Here is a 17,742-nt window from a genome sequence, read left to right on the forward strand (position 1 = left end):
ACCTGTGGTCGGACTATCTCCGACTGAATCAGTGCCATGCCCGGCACACTTGAAAAAGGCTTTCAATTAAGAAAGCCTATTAGAAATTCTTCTTTGCGACAACTAAGAAACGATATGTTGTCAACTGGAAATATGTATTCTGTTTAATCTGATCTAATGCATGCATATAGAAACTTTTATACTGTGCTACATTTTCAGCGACTTCTGGAGCCACTTTATGGAAATATGTCTGTATCTGACGAAGATTATGGAAACGAATGTATCCTCTGTCTTCTTTTGTTTCTACGACTTCAAATCCTGCGTCCGCAAGAGTCATAACACAGCTATTCATATCCCAGACACCTCTCATCTTGAAAGGCATATACATAGATAAGAATTCATGAAGGTTATCACTACCATTCTGATTAACAATAAAAGTACCATTTGGTTTAAGTACACGTAATACTTCATTCTTATCATAGTTAGAGAACTGATCCATTAATACATCAATACGTTCATCCTTAAATGGAAGTAGGTTAGATTCTGTAAGTTTTGTTGCTTTTACAGGTAATCCTTCTAAAGTTGCTTCTACTTCGCTTGTTTCACTATAAGGTTCAATATCAAATGTAGCAGCTGGATAGTCTTTATAATCCTTTACAAACTGTCCTTTATCCACTGTCATAAAAGCTAGATGATCTTCTGGATGTACATAACTCTTAGTGATAGAAACTTCATCATAAAGTGGTGTAGAGACTTCATAACCATAGTCATCTTCATCTCCACGCTTTAAATCTTCAATTTCTTTCATTAAAGTTGTTGCAGATTTAATCTGCTGGCGACATCTGAACTTACCATACTTGATAATAATAAATTGTACGATAGCGTCCGCAATAACACCACATGCCACAAAGATAATGAGTTCTAAGAACCACTGTGCTGACATAAATGCTGCTTCAGTACCACCAAACATAAAACAGATAATACATAATACAACCATGCTTGCTGTTCCTGTATAGTTGAAAGGACGATCGAACTGTTCAAACCATACTAAGTTATTCACTCTTAATGCACGCTTACGGCTGATTTCAAAATAGATCAGCTGGAATGTCAACATTAATCCAACAAACACCAATAAAGTTGCAAGTAAAATTGCCATAGAATTCCCCCTTATTTGATCTTCTGACCTGTAAGAGTATAGTATTTATCTCCAATTGTGAAATAACCTTCTTCATGAAGAACTATTTCTTTTTCAATAGAATAAATTTCCTTCATACCATTATCCACATCATAGATATAAGAACGTCCATTCTTTTCTAATGCAAGATATGGATGTCCATCAAAGACTATTGCAGCTGTTTCAGGAATCTTTGTATAAATATCTGATAGAGCTTCTTTTCCATTACAGTCATAAACCTTAAATTGGCCGTTCTTATTATAGGCTGCATAATATGAATTGCCTATGAATTCTAAACGAGGATATGATTCTTTTAATACATTTTCACCTTCCGCATTAATCAATTCATACTTATTATTCTTAAGCTGTACAATTGCACACTTATTTTCATCATACTGATTTGCTTCCTGATAATAAGGACTCACTTTCTTACCATTGAAGTCATAATAAGCATAACCTTTACCCTTCACAAATCCTGGATAACGAGATACTGTTAATTCATAAGCATAAGGATAAACCTGTACACCCTTTAATTCAGATGTCTTCTTACCGTTATAGACTGTATGAGGTCCATATGCAATCTTCTTATTTCTAGAAATGAATTGTGTATTGTCTTTATAGTTAGAATTTGTAGGAATAATCTTTCCATCTTTATAAAGACTAACTACATCTCCTGCAGTTAATACAACATTGTTTTTATTTGTAATCTCTGCACCTGTTAACGCATAATCATTTGAATAGACCTTAGTACCAATAACACCAAGTGTATTCTGGTTATCTGCATCATATAAAATAGCCTGATTCTTACGTGATGCAAGAATAGAATAGTTACCTACTTCCTTAATAGAAGTCTTCTTACCATTCTTTAAATAAATATTAATAGAATCATTGAAAGCTACAATAGAAGCATCTTCATAACTAGATGCATAATAAACCTTCTTCTTACCAACATATAGAGTCTTATCGTTATTCACTACCTTATAAGTCTTACCCTTTACGATAACAGGTAAATCAGTCTTTAATAAACCACTCTTAGTAGATGATTTATAAAGTACCTTACCCTTTGTATTTAATACTTCAATACCACCAAGTGATACATCCGCAGCTTTTGTTTTTGTTTCTGTATCTGGATTTCTTACTACTGTTACTTTACATGTATAAGTCTTCTTACCTACTTTACCTGTAATAGTCGCTTTACCTGTCTTCATACCATAAACAGTACCATTCGCAACAGTCGCAATATCATAATCACTTGAATCCCATTTAATCTTTTCAGGATCCACATTTGTGATTGTTAACTGTCCCTGACTACCTTTAATAACAGTCATTTCTTTTTGATCAATAACTTTAATAAGCTTATGAACTGTCACATCACATGTATAGTCTTTCTTATCAATTGTGGCAGTAATAGTCACTTTTCCTTCTTTTTTCGCATGGATGATACCATTTTCTACAGTAGCGATACTTTCATCAGAACTTGTCCATTCTACCTTCTGATTTTCGTAGTTATTAATAGAAAGAGCTTCATCTGATCCTTCATCCATCTCAATCTTTGTTTCACTTAAAGAAAGAGGTTTAGCCTTTACAGTAATTTCTGCCTTAGCTTTTTGATTACCTGCCTGAACAGTAATAGTAGCCTTACCAGGTTTAACCCCTGCAATCTCCCCACTCTGTGCTACAATAACAACCTTATCATTACTTGTAGTCCATACTGCCTGATCTTCATCCTTCTTATTTAATAGCTGTAAGAAGATATGCTGATCCTTTTCAATAGTTGTCTTGGCAGGATTGATCTTAATCTGTCTCTTCTTAACAGTCACTGTTGCTTTATATTTCTTCTTACCAATCTTTGCAGTAATGACCGCTTTACCCTTCTTAAGACCTGTGACTTCACCAAATTCATTGACCGAAGCAATCTTTTTCTTATTAGAGCTCCACTGTACAGCATCTTCTGGATTGGCCTTATCTAAAATATTTAAAACAACCTTCTGATCAGTTAAAAGAGTCACCTTAGTCTGATCTAGTCTTGGCACTCTCTTCTTTACAGTAACCTTAGATTTCACTGTCTGACCATTACTTGTTGCCTTGATAGTTGCTTTACCTGGATTAATAGCCCAGATATGTCCATCTGCAACAGTCACTACATTCGCATTACTTGTTTCCCACTTAATATCAGGATATGCATTTTCAATACCATACTGACCTTCTTCACCTGTATAAAGTGTTGCTTCATTTTGAGAGATCTTTAACTTCTTACGTTTTACTTTTACCTTACACTTTAAAGTATCATCGCCAACCTTTGCGCTAATAGTTGTTGTACCAGGTTTTAATCCCTGAATCACACCATTTTCTACTGTCGCAATCTTAGGATCCTTAGACTTCCATTCAATAGTACGAGCCCCATAGTCATTTACTGTTAATGTAGCTGGTTCTGATGTATAAACATCTAAAGATTCATGATCAAAATATGGATGTAACGCTGCTACCTTAATCACACAAGTCACAGATGCATTATCTTTAGTTGCAGTAAGTACTGCAGTACCTGCATGTTTTGCATAAACATAGCCTTCCTGATTAATATCAATCACATCATTATCATTTGTAGACCAGACAACTGCATCATTCGCAAATACCTGTGTCAAAGTATTTTCTGTCATCTCTAGAGAAGATGCACTTAAATAAAGTCTAGTCTGTGGCTGAGTTTCACCTACAAGCATATTACCCTGTGTCTTTAAACTTGTATAACGTCCTGGTTTTACAATAGTCTTACCTGTATTAGAAATATAACCAGTCTGATCATTTGCATCAGTCACTAAATAACCGCCTTCAAAAGGCGTATATGCCTTATACATATCTTTGGTATAACGCTGCCCTTTTGTATTATAAAGAGCATATAAACTATTCTTTCCTTCTTTCATGAAAGAACTCTTTTTAACATCATGATTATCGGATGATGATCCACAGCCACTTAATATTAAAGCAGCAGTGAGGATCCCTATTACCTTTTTCATACTCTGCCTCCTTTTTATACACAATCATTATAACATAATTCTTTACGTAAAAAAAATGAGAGATACCCTCTCACTTTATAATCTTTAAAAAACGATAATTTACATTCCATAGGAAACTCAAGAATACAACAGCTAACCTACCAGAATAGAATAAGACACATAATACCGTAATCAGGCTTTTAGATTGTCTTCTTAACTTCAAAATACAGAGTATTAAGTCGAGGTAGTCCACTATACAACAAAAAAGGCCTTATAAAGGCCTCTTTTACATTAAATATGTAATGGATCGTTGTTTACACCATAAACCTTTTTATCTTTAGTAGTCGCTACATAATATACTGCGCTATCTTCAGGTTTATAGTAAACTTCTAAAGTTTCAAGAGTGTTAAGCTTGATTCCCTTTTCCTTGATATCTTCTTTAACTAATTTTTCGATATCAGTTACATTAACATCTTTATTCATGAACTGTACTTCAATTTTTGTCTTCATGCCTGGGTCCTCCATTTCCTAATATGATAAAAACCACTTTTAATATATCACTTTTCTTTTTACAATCAACTATTTTTTCTTGAAAACATCAACTATTTTCACCATTTATACACTCATACTTAAAATAATAACTGTATTTACGCTTATCATATATAAACAAAATAACCAAAGTAATAATCATTAAAATGAGACCATAAAATAAATAAACAAGTAATAATCCCATAAGACTTGAATCAAACATCATCCCTGGTACGACAACAAGTGCCTGAATAAAGGAAACACTAGAAGCACCAATGCGTTTAAAAGCAGCTTGAACTGAGAAAGCACATGATGCATATTGTGCAAATAGTAAAACAAGGAGATCTATAAGAGGTATTAGAATCTTTGCCTTTTGATCAATATAGTGTCCTAGCTTCTTATAACCAATAAAGCTAAGAAATGAAAGTAATATCGCATCTAAACAGATTATGTAACCTAGATTATATCCAAAAGCCCAGATGATTCCACCAATGACTGCACCAATAATAGCCCCAAGTATTCCTAATGGTGAAGCCGTATGTTTAGTAATACGTTCATGTTTTTCAAAGCAATCAGAACACAATATATCTATTTCATCATCTAATAAATATACATTTAATGGAATACTATGATGACAGTGATGACATTGTGGTGACTGATTGATTTCTTCCTTGAGTTTTAAGACAATCTCTTTTAACTCTTCTTTTTTTATAGAAGAAGAAAGAACAAGTCCTGCACCTTCTTCATTAGAATATATACGCTCTACTGCATCTCTTTTAATAAAGAACTGTTCTAATATATCTCTTTGTGTTTTTGTATCTTCTGTTGTTAGTAATAAAGCGATTTTATGATGAGGTAATACCTGTAGTAAAAGATAGAAATGATCCTGAATATAGTAATAATAGTCTTTCCTAGGGGTTGGTTTAAAACCAATCGTTGTGAGTTCTTTTATCTTCATAACATGCTCCTTAAAAAAAGAGAGAGTAATTCTCATTACTCCCCTTATTCTGATGCTGAATTTTTAGCTCTATAAGCTCTCTTACGATCAAGTTCAGAAAGATATTTCTTTCTTAAACGGATGTTGTTTGGAGTGACTTCTACTAATTCATCTTCATTAATATAGTCAAGACAAGCTTCTAGGTTGAAGTGTCTAGGTCTCTTTAATACAACTGTTGTATCTTTTGTAGATGAACGTGTATTTGTCTGCTGTTTACCCTTAGTAACGTTTACTACTAAGTCATTGTCCTTTGCATGTTCCCCAACAATCATACCTTCGTATACTTCTACACCAGGACCAACAAACATTACACCACGGCTTTCTACACCACCAAGTGCATAAGCAGTAGTCTGTCCTGTTTCAATAGAAATAAGAACACCTAACTGTCTTTCACCTACTGATTCACCTTCTAATGGGCGATATTCTAAGAATGAGTGGTTGATAATACCATAACCTCTTGTCATTGTTAAGAAGTTAGTCATGAAACCAATTAATCCTCTAGAAGGTACAATGTAATGAACCTTAGTCATACCATCCATAGAATCCATGTTTTCCATGATTCCTCTTCTTAAACCTAATGATTCAATAACTGAACCAATACAATCATCTGGTGCTTCGATTTCCACATCTTCATATGGTTCACAAGTAACACCATCAATTTCCTTTAAGATAACATGAGGTCTAGATACCTGTAATTCATATCCTTCTCTTCTCATTGTTTCAATTAAGATAGATAAGTGTAATTCACCACGACCACTTACCATCCATTCTTCTTTATTCTGGATACGATCTACCTTTAAAGATACATCCTTGTTTGTTTCCTTGAATAAACGTTCTTCAATCTTAGATGCAGTGACAAACTTACCATCCTGACCAGCAAATGGTGATGTGTTTGTACCAAAAATCATCTGGATAGTTGGTTCATCTACATGAAGTAATGGTAATGCTTCTTCACAGCTTGGTTCACAGATTGTTTCACCAACACCAATGTCAGCTAAACCTGCAACAGCTACGATATCACCCGCACTTGCTTCTTCTACTTCAAATCTATGCATACCTAAATAACTGAATAACTTCTGTACACGGAACTGTGTCTTAGAACCATCAGCTCTTAAACATACAACATTTTCATTGACTTTAATTGAACCTCTCTGGATTCTACCAATACCAATTCTTCCTACATAATCATTGTAGTCTAATAAAGCTGGCTGTAACTGTAAACCACCTTCAACATCTACTGCTGGTTCAGGAATTTCATTGATAATCATATCGAATAAACAGTCCATATTAGGAACCTGAGTACTAATATCAGGATCTAATGAGCTTGTACCATTTAATGCTGAAACGAAAACAGTTGGGAAATCAAGCTGATTATCATCAGCACCTAATTCCATAAATAATTCAAGAACTTCATCCATAACTTCCTGAATTCTGACAACTGGACGGTCAACCTTGTTGATAACTACGATAGGTTTAACATGAGCAGCTAATGCCTTCTTTAATACGAAACGAGTCTGAGGCATTGTACCTTCATAAGCATCAACAACAAGTAAAACACCATCCACCATGTGCATGATACGTTCTACTTCTCCACCAAAGTCAGCATGGCCTGGTGTATCCATGATGTTGATCTTATAGTCTTTATAATGAATAGCTGTATTCTTTGCTAAGATAGTAATACCACGTTCTCTTTCTAAAGCATTACTATCCATAGCACGTTCAGCTAGTTCTTCGTGTGCTTCAAGTGTTCCTGATTTCTTAATAAGCTGGTCAACCAATGTTGTTTTACCATGGTCAACGTGAGCAATAATCGCTATATTTCTAATATTCATAATCGCACCTCTTTCAATTTTTAGATTATATCATAGTTCGTCTTCATTTCAATAAAGAATAGTTTTCAAGACAAGAAAATTTATAAAATAGTGATTAACTCAACTCTTTTTCAAAAAAAGAACAGGCTTACATAGCCTGATCTGTTAAGAATTTATAAGTTGTAGAAAGAACTTCGTGAATATGATCCGCATTATCATAATTATGAGATGCACCAACAACTGGATGGAAGATCATCTGATCACCAAATAGCTTTGTATATCTTTCACTTATTTCATAAGGTACTGTTTTATCTTCAGTTCCATGAATGACTAATAAATCATTCTTATATATATCTAAGTTCTTATAGAAATCTCTTTGAAGCATATCCTTCACGAATTCATTGCTGATTTCAAATCCACTATGATCATAGACAGGTGCTTCTTTAACTGTTCCTGTAAGATAGTCTAAGGAATCTGGTAAACTGAAGGCTGGAGCCCATAGGACAAGCTTCTTAATATCTTCAGGATAAAGTTTTGCAAGTTCACTCGCAATCGCACCACCCATAGAATGTCCTAAGACATAGATATCAGTGACTTGGGGCATCTTCTTTAATTCTTCTAATAGAATACGTGCACATGATAATTCATCATCAAATGTCATTTCTTTAAAGGTAAGGTCTGATTCACCACTGCCTAGAAAATCCATTCTTAAAGTACCAACACCCTGTGCTTCTAATAGACGTGATAAAGAAACATAAGAGAACTTAGTTCCTGTACATTGTCCTGTAAAACCATGGAATATTAATAATACGGGGAATTCTTTTCTATGTGGCACATGAAAGAATCCTCTCATAACACCTTTAGGTGTCGCAATTTCACAATACTGCTGCATAACTAAGCCTCCTCTACAAGTGAAACCATTCTCTTCACTTTCTCTTTATCTACATAATCATAATTAATACCATTATAGCTAAATGATACATGATCATTGGCTGTAGTAGGATCTGCTCTCCAGCTCTTACATGAAGAATGAACCTGATGAATGCCTGTATAGTGAATAATATCTACGACATTTGTTTCATTAATACCAGAACCTGCTAATATTTCTATTTGATTGCCATACTTCTCCTGTAATTCCTTAATAACCTGAACGCCTTCACTAACAGTTGACTTCATACCACTTGTAAGTACTCTATCCACACCTAATTCAATTAATCTATGAATCGTTGCATCTAGATCATCACATACATCAAAGGCTCTATGGAATACTGCAGTCTTTCCATAACTATGAATAATAGAAACCATTTCGCTTGTACGTGCGCTATTGATTTTACCATCAGGATCTAAGAACCCAAAGGCAATACCATCAGCCCCATGTTCTAATAATTCTTCTGCTTCGATAATCATCTGTTCAGATTGTAATTCATTATATACAAATCCTGCACCTCTAGGTCTCACCATACATATAACTTCTAAATCTGTATTATTCTTTACAAGTTCTAGTGATGCAATTGTAGGTGTTAATCCACCTAATGCTAATGCGCTATTTAATTCAATTCTTTTGGCTCCGCCATGATATGCATTTATTGCATCCTCATAGCTGCCACAGCATACTTCTAACTTATTCACTTACTTCTACCTCTACTTCATACTTATCTTGATCTACAGTCATATAAATAAGGTCTTTAATGTTTTTCTTCACTTTTGTTTCAGTCTTTTCTATGAGTTTATTCTTAATTGCTTCTTTTTCTACTTTCTTCTTCTGTTCCTTTGCGAAAGTCTTGTAGTCTGTAATAGAAATCTGATTAAAGATATTCTTAGTTTCATCATAAACCTTAATAGAATTCTCATCAATTTCATTAGATAAGATCTTTACTGCAGATGTTTTCACAACAATCTTATTATCTGTTTTTTCTACCTGTACATCAGAGAGATCCACACCTGCTTTTATCTTACCTTCATAAGTAATTAAGAAAGACTTTTGTGTTAAAGGAACAGTCCAGCCATTAAACTTTAATGAATTAGAGAACTTCCCTACTTTTGTATAATCATATTCAGAAACAGCTAATTCATTAATATCTCTTATTTTCTGTGTTAAAGCTGTTGAAGTAATTTCTTCTTTAGCTGGTGTACTACGTCCTCCAAAGTACATACCACCCATAAATACAACAATAACTAACACAATAACGACTATCATTGATCTTAAACTAAATTTATTTTTCATTTTCATCACCCACCAAATTATAACAGATAAGAAAAAATATATACAGTTTGTTTTGTTATCTAGATGATTTGACAATAAATACAATAAATGATAGTTTTTAAATAGGTGATGAAAATGAATTACGATAATATCCATATTTCCAGATGGGAAGAGATACCAGATTTTCCACTCTATATAGATCAAGTTGTATCCATTATAGAAAAGAGTTTGTCTTTCTTAAAAAATGACAATGACGCTATTATCACAAAAACAATGATCAATAACTATGTCAAACATAAGCTTGTGAAAGCACCTATAAAGAAGAAGTATGAAAGAGAACAGATTGCTTATTTCACATTAATCTGTTTATTAAAATCTGTCTTTTCATTAGATGAGATTTCTAAGCTTATTCAATTACAGCAGAGTCAGAAAGAATTATCTGAATTCTATAATATGTATTGTGCTGTATTTGAGCGTGTCCTTAAGACAAATCATTTAGATTCAGAACTACCAGACATATATAATAAATGTATCTTGAGTTCTGTCTATAAGATCAAGGTATCTGATAATCTTCTTGGTGAAGAAACAATGGAAGAAGCACTAAAAAAGGATTGAGCCCCAATCCTTTTTTACTTATCACCAAAGATGACATTCATATATTTTTCTTCATTCGTTAGAATACGGATGATTGTCACTGTATCATGATCATATTTATAGAAAATACTATATTTTCCTGCAATGACATAATAAAGATCCGTTGTCCATCCAGTTCTATTAGATAGCTGACCACCTATTTCGGGGTGTGTTTTTAATACAGCACATAGTTTTACAATCTTTGGATTCAAACGCATAGGGTTTCTTAAATCAGCACGTGCTTGTCTTGTATATCTTAGATTCATAGTTCAATTCCAAATTCTTTTAAGATATCTTCTTCAGAAATACTTTCATCTGCAGGTGCTTTTTCACCTTTATCTAATTCAATCATTAACTGAGAGATAGCTTGTTCTCTTAATGCCTGTCTACTATTTGATGTTACTAAGAAAGGCATTCCTTCTACATTAATAGACTGCTGAATAAATGTATTAATAGCATCAGTAAGTGTCATACCACACTGTGCATAGATTCCTTCTACCTGTGCTTTGATTTCTGGATTAATACGCATCTGAAAAGTGCTTGTTTTTGGTGCTGTAGCCACTGTTAGTGTTGTTTTTTTCATAGTTCATAAACTCCTTCTCAACTATTATAAACATCACTCAATTAACAGTCAACACATTGTATATACAGAAAAACTGATTAGAAACAAAATTGTTTCTAATCAGTTTCTTAATTAACGCTTTTTAGCTTTATGTCTAGGTTTCTTAACAGCTTTTCTAGCACGAGGAGATTTTTTAACTACTTCTTTTAGTTCTTCTTTCTTCTCTTCTACAGCTGCTTTTACTTCTTCTTTCTTAGTTTCCACAACTGCTTTGACAGGTTCTTCAACCTTCTTAGTTACAGCTTTCACTGTTTCCTTAACTGGTTCTTTTTTCTTTTCTACTGTCTTAACGGTTTCTTCTACAACTGTTTTTACAGGTTCCTTAACTTCCTCAATCTTCTTAGCTACAGCTTTTACAGTCTTCTTTACTGGTTCCTTCACTGCTTCCTTTACAGGATCTTTAACTTCTTCTACCTTTTTAGTCACAGCTTTCACTGTCTTCTTTACTGCTTTCTTAGGTGCAGCCTTTTTCTTCTTATGCGCAATAATTGCTTTAGTAATTTCATTTAACTTTGCCTTAGTCTTAGCACGGAAGATAAAGATATGGTTACCTTCAGCCTGTGCAAGAACCTGAGGAATATCTGCTTCAATCTTGATATATTCTCTATACTTGTCTGCCACTTCTGCATCAGATAATTCATAATCAATACCAAGACGTCTTCCTACATAACCTACATAATACTTTCTTTCAATTTCATAGAAACATGTATTATAGATCATCATATCTGCCCAGATAGTATATGTATCTACATCATAAGCATAATTCATCATATCAGGAATAAAAGCACCTGGTGCTCTCATATTCACTTCTAGAGGAACTAAATCACCTTTTCTACCTAATCCCGGTTTATCTTCAGATAACTTAATGAATTCAAAGTGGAAGAAACGGCTTCTTGTATCAAATGCCTTAACTACCTTTTCACCAATTTCATAAATAGGCTTACCTTCTACTGGTTCAGAATGGAAATAAATATCAGATGCATCATTTACTGTATCCATAATAGAAGTATCCATAAAATGACTTGTAGAGAATAAGATATTCTTATCTTTATCAGTCACACCTTCGAATGTTACAACATCACCTGGCACAAAATCTTCTAGAATATAATCAATATAATCCTGTTTATGATTATAGAAATCCTTTAATTCTTCATCATTCTTTAACTTATAAGTATGCGTTGCGCCTACACCATTATCAGGCTTTACAATCACTGGATAACCATTCTTTTTAGTAAACTCTAAAGCTTCATCTAGTGTATCTAACTTAATATACTCCGCTACTTTTAAACCAGCACTCTTATAAACTTCTTTCATAGCTGATTTATACTTCATCCAGCGCATATCCTGAATCTGTGGTCCAGTAGTCACATTGAAGTCTCTTCTTAAAGTTGCTTCTAATTCTAGCCAGTATTCATTTTCAGATTCAATCCAATCAATCTTACCATATTGACTAGAGAAATAAGCACATGCACGATATACTTCATCATAGTTCTCTAATGAACCTACATAGTAATATTCAGTCAATGAATTCTTTGTCTCATCACTGATCATTTCATATGGGCAGTCCCCAACACCTAATACATTCACACCACGATCTTTTAAACGTGAACAGAAATTATGATAATATTCTGGAAAATGTGGTGATATAAATACAACATTCATCTATTCTTCCTCCTAGACAACTCTCTTTACGAAATATGGGAACTGAACTCTCCACCAATCCCAGTCATGGTTTACATCATATCCCCAGAAATCAATCCATGCTGGAATATTCTTATATTCTAATAGTTCTTTCATTCTACTAGCAGAACGAACCATTTCATCTTCCCAAGCACCTTGACCACAACATAATACAATACGACGTTTTCTATACATTTCTACATATGGATGATCATAACTCATACCTTCAATATACTTGATAGGACTATTACGATAAATATTATCATCCACATAATCATGGAAGAATAGATCACTATCATAATAACCACTTAACGCGATACATCCACTAAAGATATCCGGTCTTCTAAATAAAAAATTCGCTGCATGCGTTGCACCTAATGAACATCCTGTAGTATAAATACCATTTGCATGTGTACCACACATCGCATTAATATCAATAATTCTTGGTACTAATTCATCTACAATATAATGATAATACTGTTCTAGCATGTAAGAACGATAGTCAACATCATGTCCACCTTCCTCACTCCATGTTTCTAAATCAATACTATCACAACAGAATAATTGTATATTCCCATTATCAATGAGGCCTTCTACTGTTGCAACCATACCATTGTTTTCAAAATCAAAAAATCTACCATTCTGTGATGGAAATACAAGTATAGGTGTTCCTGCATGTCCATACACCTTAAACTCCATATCTCTTTTAAGACATGGACTGTATTCTTTATAATATTCTACCTTCATTCCCAAAGTCCTCCTTCGCCTATTATATCACATTTACTAGACAATTCACTTATTTATCGGTATTTCCTATATACTCCTTTAATTCTTTAGGAATATGCCTAGCACTTCTTATAGCTCTTAATTGATATTTCTTAAGCACTTCTAACGGATAAAGAGAAGGGTCATATGTTTTTAGACGTTTAAGAAGCATACTTGTTTCATCACTCTCTATGACCTGACACTTATACATAATCGCAGAGTAAGGTGCACCATAATAGATATATACAATTGCATCTTGATGAATATTCCCTTTCTGATGCCATCTTATATAATCACTTTGATCAAATGCCTGAATTAAATCAAAACGCTTAGGAGAAGCAGGAATAACCCAATCTTCACATACCACAGTAGTCTGATAGCTTTGATCAATAAGAGACATGATATCTTCATCACTCAATGTTTCATCTAATAGTATACTAATCCAATGTTTCTTATTCATATGAAAGGCAGGATAGATAGAAGGATAATCAACTGTATCTATAGGAACCTTAATATTCAGACATTCTACTTCTCCCTGTTCATCTAGAAACTTAGAATAATCTGTATGCATAATAAGCCCAAACCACTTATCATTATTTCTAAACACAAATGAATCATCACTAGTAAAAGGATGATCAGGAAAAACATGATACTTTTCTTCAATAAGATGCATAAGACGTTTAGATTGAGGAAAAATAAAATAATCATATACAAAACAATGATTTAAAATATCCTCAATACATCCTTCATATGCCTGTCTCACCTTTTGTACAAACTTTCCCTGCTTACCTACCAGATGAATATTTGTATACTCTTCATCTGTATCAGAATCATAAACCTTAGCCTCTAATATATCATTTATTATTACTTCAATCCTGAAATCACCATCTAGTATGTCTTTCTTATATATATAATTGTATTCTTGTTTCTTAAATCCATAATCAATGAGTTTACTCTCATCATAGTGATAACGTCTATAATCCTTCATAAATATACCTCAAAAGGCAGTCAAAGACTGCCTTACATATCAATTTTGATATTCTTTACTTTCTGTTTTACTTCTTCTTTCATATGAGGAATAGTCAGATTAGGAAAACCATGTTTCTCCACCAGCTTGTTTGTATAATCCTTTAAACGGTAGACAGAAAAATCATGTCTTTCTCTTTTACCTGTTAAAGTATAGTAATTTACAAGTGGTGTAAAAACAACGTTCTTGATTTTCTTCTTCTCTATATCAAAAGAAAGCATACCTTCTAATTGACATGATTCTTCCAACATGCCACTCACAAAATTACCTAAACTATAAGCAACTAATGTACGCTTGCCATCCTCTCTTTGAATATATTCTACATCCTGTAATGTATGTGAATGTGTTCCAATAATCACATCTGCACCTGCATCAGCAAGCTGCTTAGCCATATTCTTCTGGAATGTATTAGGATACTGATCATATTCAATACCCCAATGACATGACACAATCACAATATCAGCATTCTCTCTTGCTTTCTTCATATTCTCCATCATAGTGGATTCATGAAAGTTAATCATATAAGGTAACTTTTTCTGATAAGTCACACCATTCACATATTGATTAAAAGATACAAACGCAATCTTAATGCCTTTCTTTTCTACTATCTTGATATTCTGTTTTTCTTCTTCATTCTCATAAAGTCCTAGATAAGTAATACGAGGATACTTATTAAATATCTGGATAGAATGCAATATACCTGATGCCCCTTGATCATAAGCGTGATTAGTGGCTCCATTCACTACATTAAATCCTACCTTCTGTAAATCACCTGCAACACTATCAGGTGCATTAAAGAGAGGATAACCAGAAGGTTCCCCACCACCTAATATCGTTTCCTGATTCACAAAACTATAATCTGCCTGAATATACTTCTTAATATTTTTATAATAGCCTGTAAAGTCATAACCACTAGAAGTCTTGGCTTCATCAAGCATACATTGATGATAAAGATTATCTCCTACTGCAACAAAAGAAACACTCGAAGTTTCTTTTTTCTTTACTTCTTCTTTAGGAGGTGCACTACATCCTGAAAGAAGTAACATAACTGCAAGAATAAGTTGATATTTCATAGATTATTTTGTAGTTGAACCAAATCCACCATTACGTGTTTCAGTCGCATCATCATCTTCAGTAATACCATATGTCACAAAGATTCCCTGGGCAATACCTTGACCAGCCTGAACATCAACAACTTTTCCTTCATTTGAATCATTTGTCATCTTAATAAAAATATGGCCTTCATTATCTGAATAAAAATAATCACTATCAATAACACCTACAGTATTATTCAACTGTAGACGATATTTAAACCCTAAACCACTTCTTGGATAAATCATTAATACCCATCTTTCATTCATTTCACAGCGGATTCCTGTAGGAATCTTGACTGTTTCTCCAGGTTCTAGATGTATATCAATAGGTGTATAAAAATCATATCCAGCAGATCCTTTAGTTGCACGACGTGGAAGCTTAATCGCATCATAGATGTCCTTTACATCTTCCTTTTCCATTCCCATTTGAAACTGTTCATAAGATACTTTATAAAATTTAGCGCTATTCATTATTTTCTCCTTTCACTCTTATTTATATTATACACAAAAAGCCTAGATATTACTCTAGACTTTCTAGTCAAAACTATATTTAAATTCTTTATAAGTTCTTGTTTTCTTCTTATCCATTATTCTCGCATAATAGTGCTCATTATCCTTGCCTACTTCTATACTTAAAGATACTTTGCGTTTATCTGAAAAAGTAAAAGAAGATGTTTCTACATGAGGACTACTCAAATCAGCCTCTAAAACCGAAATAGTAAAAAAGTAATTCATATACTGCTTCTCATATACTTTAGAACTACCATGATAACAACGCATCAGCTTATTATCCTTCTTAGCCGTATAAGCAACATCTAAATGTTTATTAAGGACATAAGAATCAATCTCTTTATATTCCTTCTTATGAAGGTTCTTATTCATCTCTTTAAAGAAAATTGTTTTATTATCTTTGCCCATGCATGTAATAGAAATATCTTCACCATTTAATAATCCTGAATAGAATGTGCGTACTTCCTGCGCTATATAATTTGAATTGGCACGTGTTGAGCATCCACTTGTCAACAAGAGTACAATTAACAAAAGTATCTTCATGCTTTATCACCTGTAAGCATTATACTAATTACTTATGGAATACCTGTGTATTTTCAAAAAAAGAAGCATTTATTTATGCTTCTTTCCAACTCTTTCAAAAATACAACTTTGCGATTACTGAGGTAGGTTATCTACTGCATATTGTGCTTCTTCTGCAGTGAACTTTTCTCCATAGCTTGAAGTCAACTGATCATAGATAGCTGAACGAGACATATGCATAGTTGTCTGATAATTCTTAGCTTTTTCTAATGCGTTCGCCTTATAGTCTGCTACTAAATGGTCCACTGCATACTGAGCGGCTTCTGCTGGAAAACCTTCCCCATAAGACGAAGTTAACTGATCATAGATAGCTGCCTTAGACATATGCATCATAGACGAATAAGATTCTGCTTTCGCAAGAGCATTCTTATCTTCCATAGTAGGTTCTTTACCCTTTGAGTAGTGAACAGTGACAGTACTTCCCTTTTCTAATTTTGTACCTGCCGCTGGTGACTGACTTATGAATCCGCCCTCTGCTACATTATCAGAAAAATCTTCTTCTTTAGACAATTTAAATCCATTTTGATCACACCAGGCCTGTGCATCTGTATTACGTAAATCAGCAACTTCTACTTTTTCCACCTTTTTTGTCTTCTCTACTTTCTCTGTTGTAGATACTTCAGGTGAAGATTCTGTTGGTTCTGAATCACTAATACATCCCGCATATCCAAAGATAAAGAAACCTGCAAGAATCATACAGATCGCTTTTTTCTTAGGCTGCTTCTTGAATAGACAATATGCAAAATAACCAATGCCTAACACAAAAGAAATAAAGCCAAGCATCATGAATGCATCCACTGATACACAGCGAATCACAAACAATACAAAGAAAACAAGTGAAGCCATTAATGTCTTTTTTGCCTTATCATTTGGTTCATTGTTTTTCTTTGACTTAATGAAATAAACAATGCCTAGTACAAGTAAAACTAAAAATAATAGAAATAAAATCATATCAACATCCCCTTCCTTGGACAACTATATTGTAGTACTATCCATCAAAAGATGTATTGAGTAAGTGCTTGAGAATGCCTATTTATAGGTGTCAATAAAAAATAATAAAAAAAGCTGTGCAATGACAGCTTATGATTTATTAGGGTCTTTAATTTTTGTGGGGGTCAGACCTTCGCTCTAAATATTTGGGGGTCTT

At 33.5% G+C, this 17,742-nt stretch carries 18 protein-coding genes; 1 reads left to right on the top strand and 17 read right to left on the bottom strand.

The window, feature by feature from the left end; translation table 11 throughout:
* Positions 1-79 precede the first annotated feature (79 nt).
* From QZQ55_RS06980 to QZQ55_RS07015, 8 genes are all read right to left on the bottom strand, one after another.
* Positions 80-1,135 carry a hypothetical protein gene (locus tag QZQ55_RS06980; protein ID WP_295091568.1) on the bottom strand — a complete coding sequence of 352 codons (1,056 nt, stop codon included), beginning with the start codon at positions 1,133-1,135 and terminating at the stop codon, positions 80-82.
* Between the two features lie 11 nt (positions 1,136-1,146).
* On the bottom strand, positions 1,147-4,164 hold the full coding sequence (locus QZQ55_RS06985) for an Ig-like domain-containing protein (RefSeq protein WP_295091570.1): 3,018 nt from the start codon (positions 4,162-4,164) through the stop codon (positions 1,147-1,149).
* Positions 4,165-4,434: 270 nt separating this feature from the next.
* Positions 4,435-4,653 (bottom strand): DUF6465 family protein, encoded by a 219-nt coding sequence (locus QZQ55_RS06990; protein WP_040389746.1) that lies wholly within the window; start codon positions 4,651-4,653, stop codon positions 4,435-4,437.
* Positions 4,654-4,741: 88 nt separating this feature from the next.
* Positions 4,742-5,629, bottom strand: a complete 888-nt coding sequence (locus QZQ55_RS06995; protein WP_295091573.1) for a hypothetical protein — start codon at positions 5,627-5,629, stop codon at positions 4,742-4,744.
* Positions 5,630-5,673: 44 nt separating this feature from the next.
* Positions 5,674-7,500: a translational GTPase TypA gene (gene typA, locus QZQ55_RS07000; RefSeq protein WP_295091576.1), complete on the bottom strand. Its 1,827-nt coding sequence runs from the start codon at positions 7,498-7,500 to the stop codon at positions 5,674-5,676.
* A 127-nt stretch (positions 7,501-7,627) separates the two neighbouring features.
* Positions 7,628-8,371 carry an alpha/beta hydrolase gene (locus QZQ55_RS07005; protein WP_295091579.1) on the bottom strand — a complete coding sequence of 248 codons (744 nt, stop codon included), beginning with the start codon at positions 8,369-8,371 and terminating at the stop codon, positions 7,628-7,630.
* 2 nt (positions 8,372-8,373) lie between these two features.
* Entirely contained in the window at positions 8,374-9,108 is a 735-nt protein-coding gene (locus tag QZQ55_RS07010; RefSeq protein WP_295091581.1) for a copper homeostasis protein CutC, read from the bottom strand.
* A complete protein-coding gene (locus tag QZQ55_RS07015) occupies positions 9,101-9,703 on the bottom strand; it encodes a DUF4230 domain-containing protein (protein ID WP_295091584.1) in 603 nt (200 codons plus the stop codon). Before QZQ55_RS07015 ends, QZQ55_RS07010 begins: the two co-directional genes overlap by 8 nt.
* Before the next feature lie 114 nt (positions 9,704-9,817).
* Between QZQ55_RS07015 and QZQ55_RS07020 the strand changes: the two genes are divergently transcribed.
* The gene (locus QZQ55_RS07020) at positions 9,818-10,297 is read left to right on the top strand and encodes a DUF1836 domain-containing protein (protein WP_295091587.1); all 480 of its coding nucleotides are present in this window, start codon (positions 9,818-9,820) and stop codon (positions 10,295-10,297) included.
* Positions 10,298-10,311: 14 nt separating this feature from the next.
* Here QZQ55_RS07020 and QZQ55_RS07025 read toward each other — a convergent pair whose 3' ends face one another.
* From QZQ55_RS07025 to QZQ55_RS07065, 9 genes are all read right to left on the bottom strand, one after another.
* On the bottom strand, positions 10,312-10,581 hold the full coding sequence (locus tag QZQ55_RS07025) for a type II toxin-antitoxin system RelE/ParE family toxin (protein ID WP_006505231.1): 270 nt from the start codon (positions 10,579-10,581) through the stop codon (positions 10,312-10,314).
* The gene (locus QZQ55_RS07030) at positions 10,578-10,898 is read right to left on the bottom strand and encodes a type II toxin-antitoxin system RelB/DinJ family antitoxin (RefSeq protein WP_295091590.1); all 321 of its coding nucleotides are present in this window, start codon (positions 10,896-10,898) and stop codon (positions 10,578-10,580) included. Before QZQ55_RS07030 ends, QZQ55_RS07025 begins: the two co-directional genes overlap by 4 nt.
* A 111-nt stretch (positions 10,899-11,009) precedes the next feature.
* Positions 11,010-12,599 carry an acetyl-CoA carboxylase biotin carboxylase subunit family protein gene (locus QZQ55_RS07035; RefSeq protein WP_295091593.1) on the bottom strand — a complete coding sequence of 530 codons (1,590 nt, stop codon included), beginning with the start codon at positions 12,597-12,599 and terminating at the stop codon, positions 11,010-11,012.
* A 12-nt stretch (positions 12,600-12,611) separates the two neighbouring features.
* Positions 12,612-13,364 carry an esterase family protein gene (locus QZQ55_RS07040; protein WP_295091596.1) on the bottom strand — a complete coding sequence of 251 codons (753 nt, stop codon included), beginning with the start codon at positions 13,362-13,364 and terminating at the stop codon, positions 12,612-12,614.
* A 49-nt stretch (positions 13,365-13,413) separates the two neighbouring features.
* Complete coding sequence (locus QZQ55_RS07045) at positions 13,414-14,370, bottom strand: MmcQ/YjbR family DNA-binding protein (protein ID WP_295091598.1); 957 nt, start codon at positions 14,368-14,370, stop codon at positions 13,414-13,416.
* A 32-nt stretch (positions 14,371-14,402) separates the two neighbouring features.
* A complete protein-coding gene (locus QZQ55_RS07050; RefSeq protein WP_295091600.1) occupies positions 14,403-15,482 on the bottom strand; it encodes a CapA family protein in 1,080 nt (359 codons plus the stop codon).
* Between the two features lie 3 nt (positions 15,483-15,485).
* Positions 15,486-15,974, bottom strand: coding sequence for a dUTP diphosphatase (locus tag QZQ55_RS07055; protein ID WP_295091603.1), 489 nt, complete (start codon positions 15,972-15,974; stop codon positions 15,486-15,488).
* 63 nt (positions 15,975-16,037) lie between these two features.
* Positions 16,038-16,556: a hypothetical protein gene (locus tag QZQ55_RS07060; RefSeq protein ID WP_295091606.1), complete on the bottom strand. Its 519-nt coding sequence runs from the start codon at positions 16,554-16,556 to the stop codon at positions 16,038-16,040.
* A 114-nt stretch (positions 16,557-16,670) separates the two neighbouring features.
* On the bottom strand, positions 16,671-17,546 hold the full coding sequence (locus tag QZQ55_RS07065; RefSeq protein WP_295091609.1) for an Ltp family lipoprotein: 876 nt from the start codon (positions 17,544-17,546) through the stop codon (positions 16,671-16,673).
* Between the last annotated feature and the right edge of the window lie 196 nt (positions 17,547-17,742).

This window comes from uncultured Catenibacterium sp. (genome assembly GCF_900540665.1).
Lineage (GTDB): Bacteria > Bacillota_I > Bacilli_A > Erysipelotrichales > Coprobacillaceae > Catenibacterium.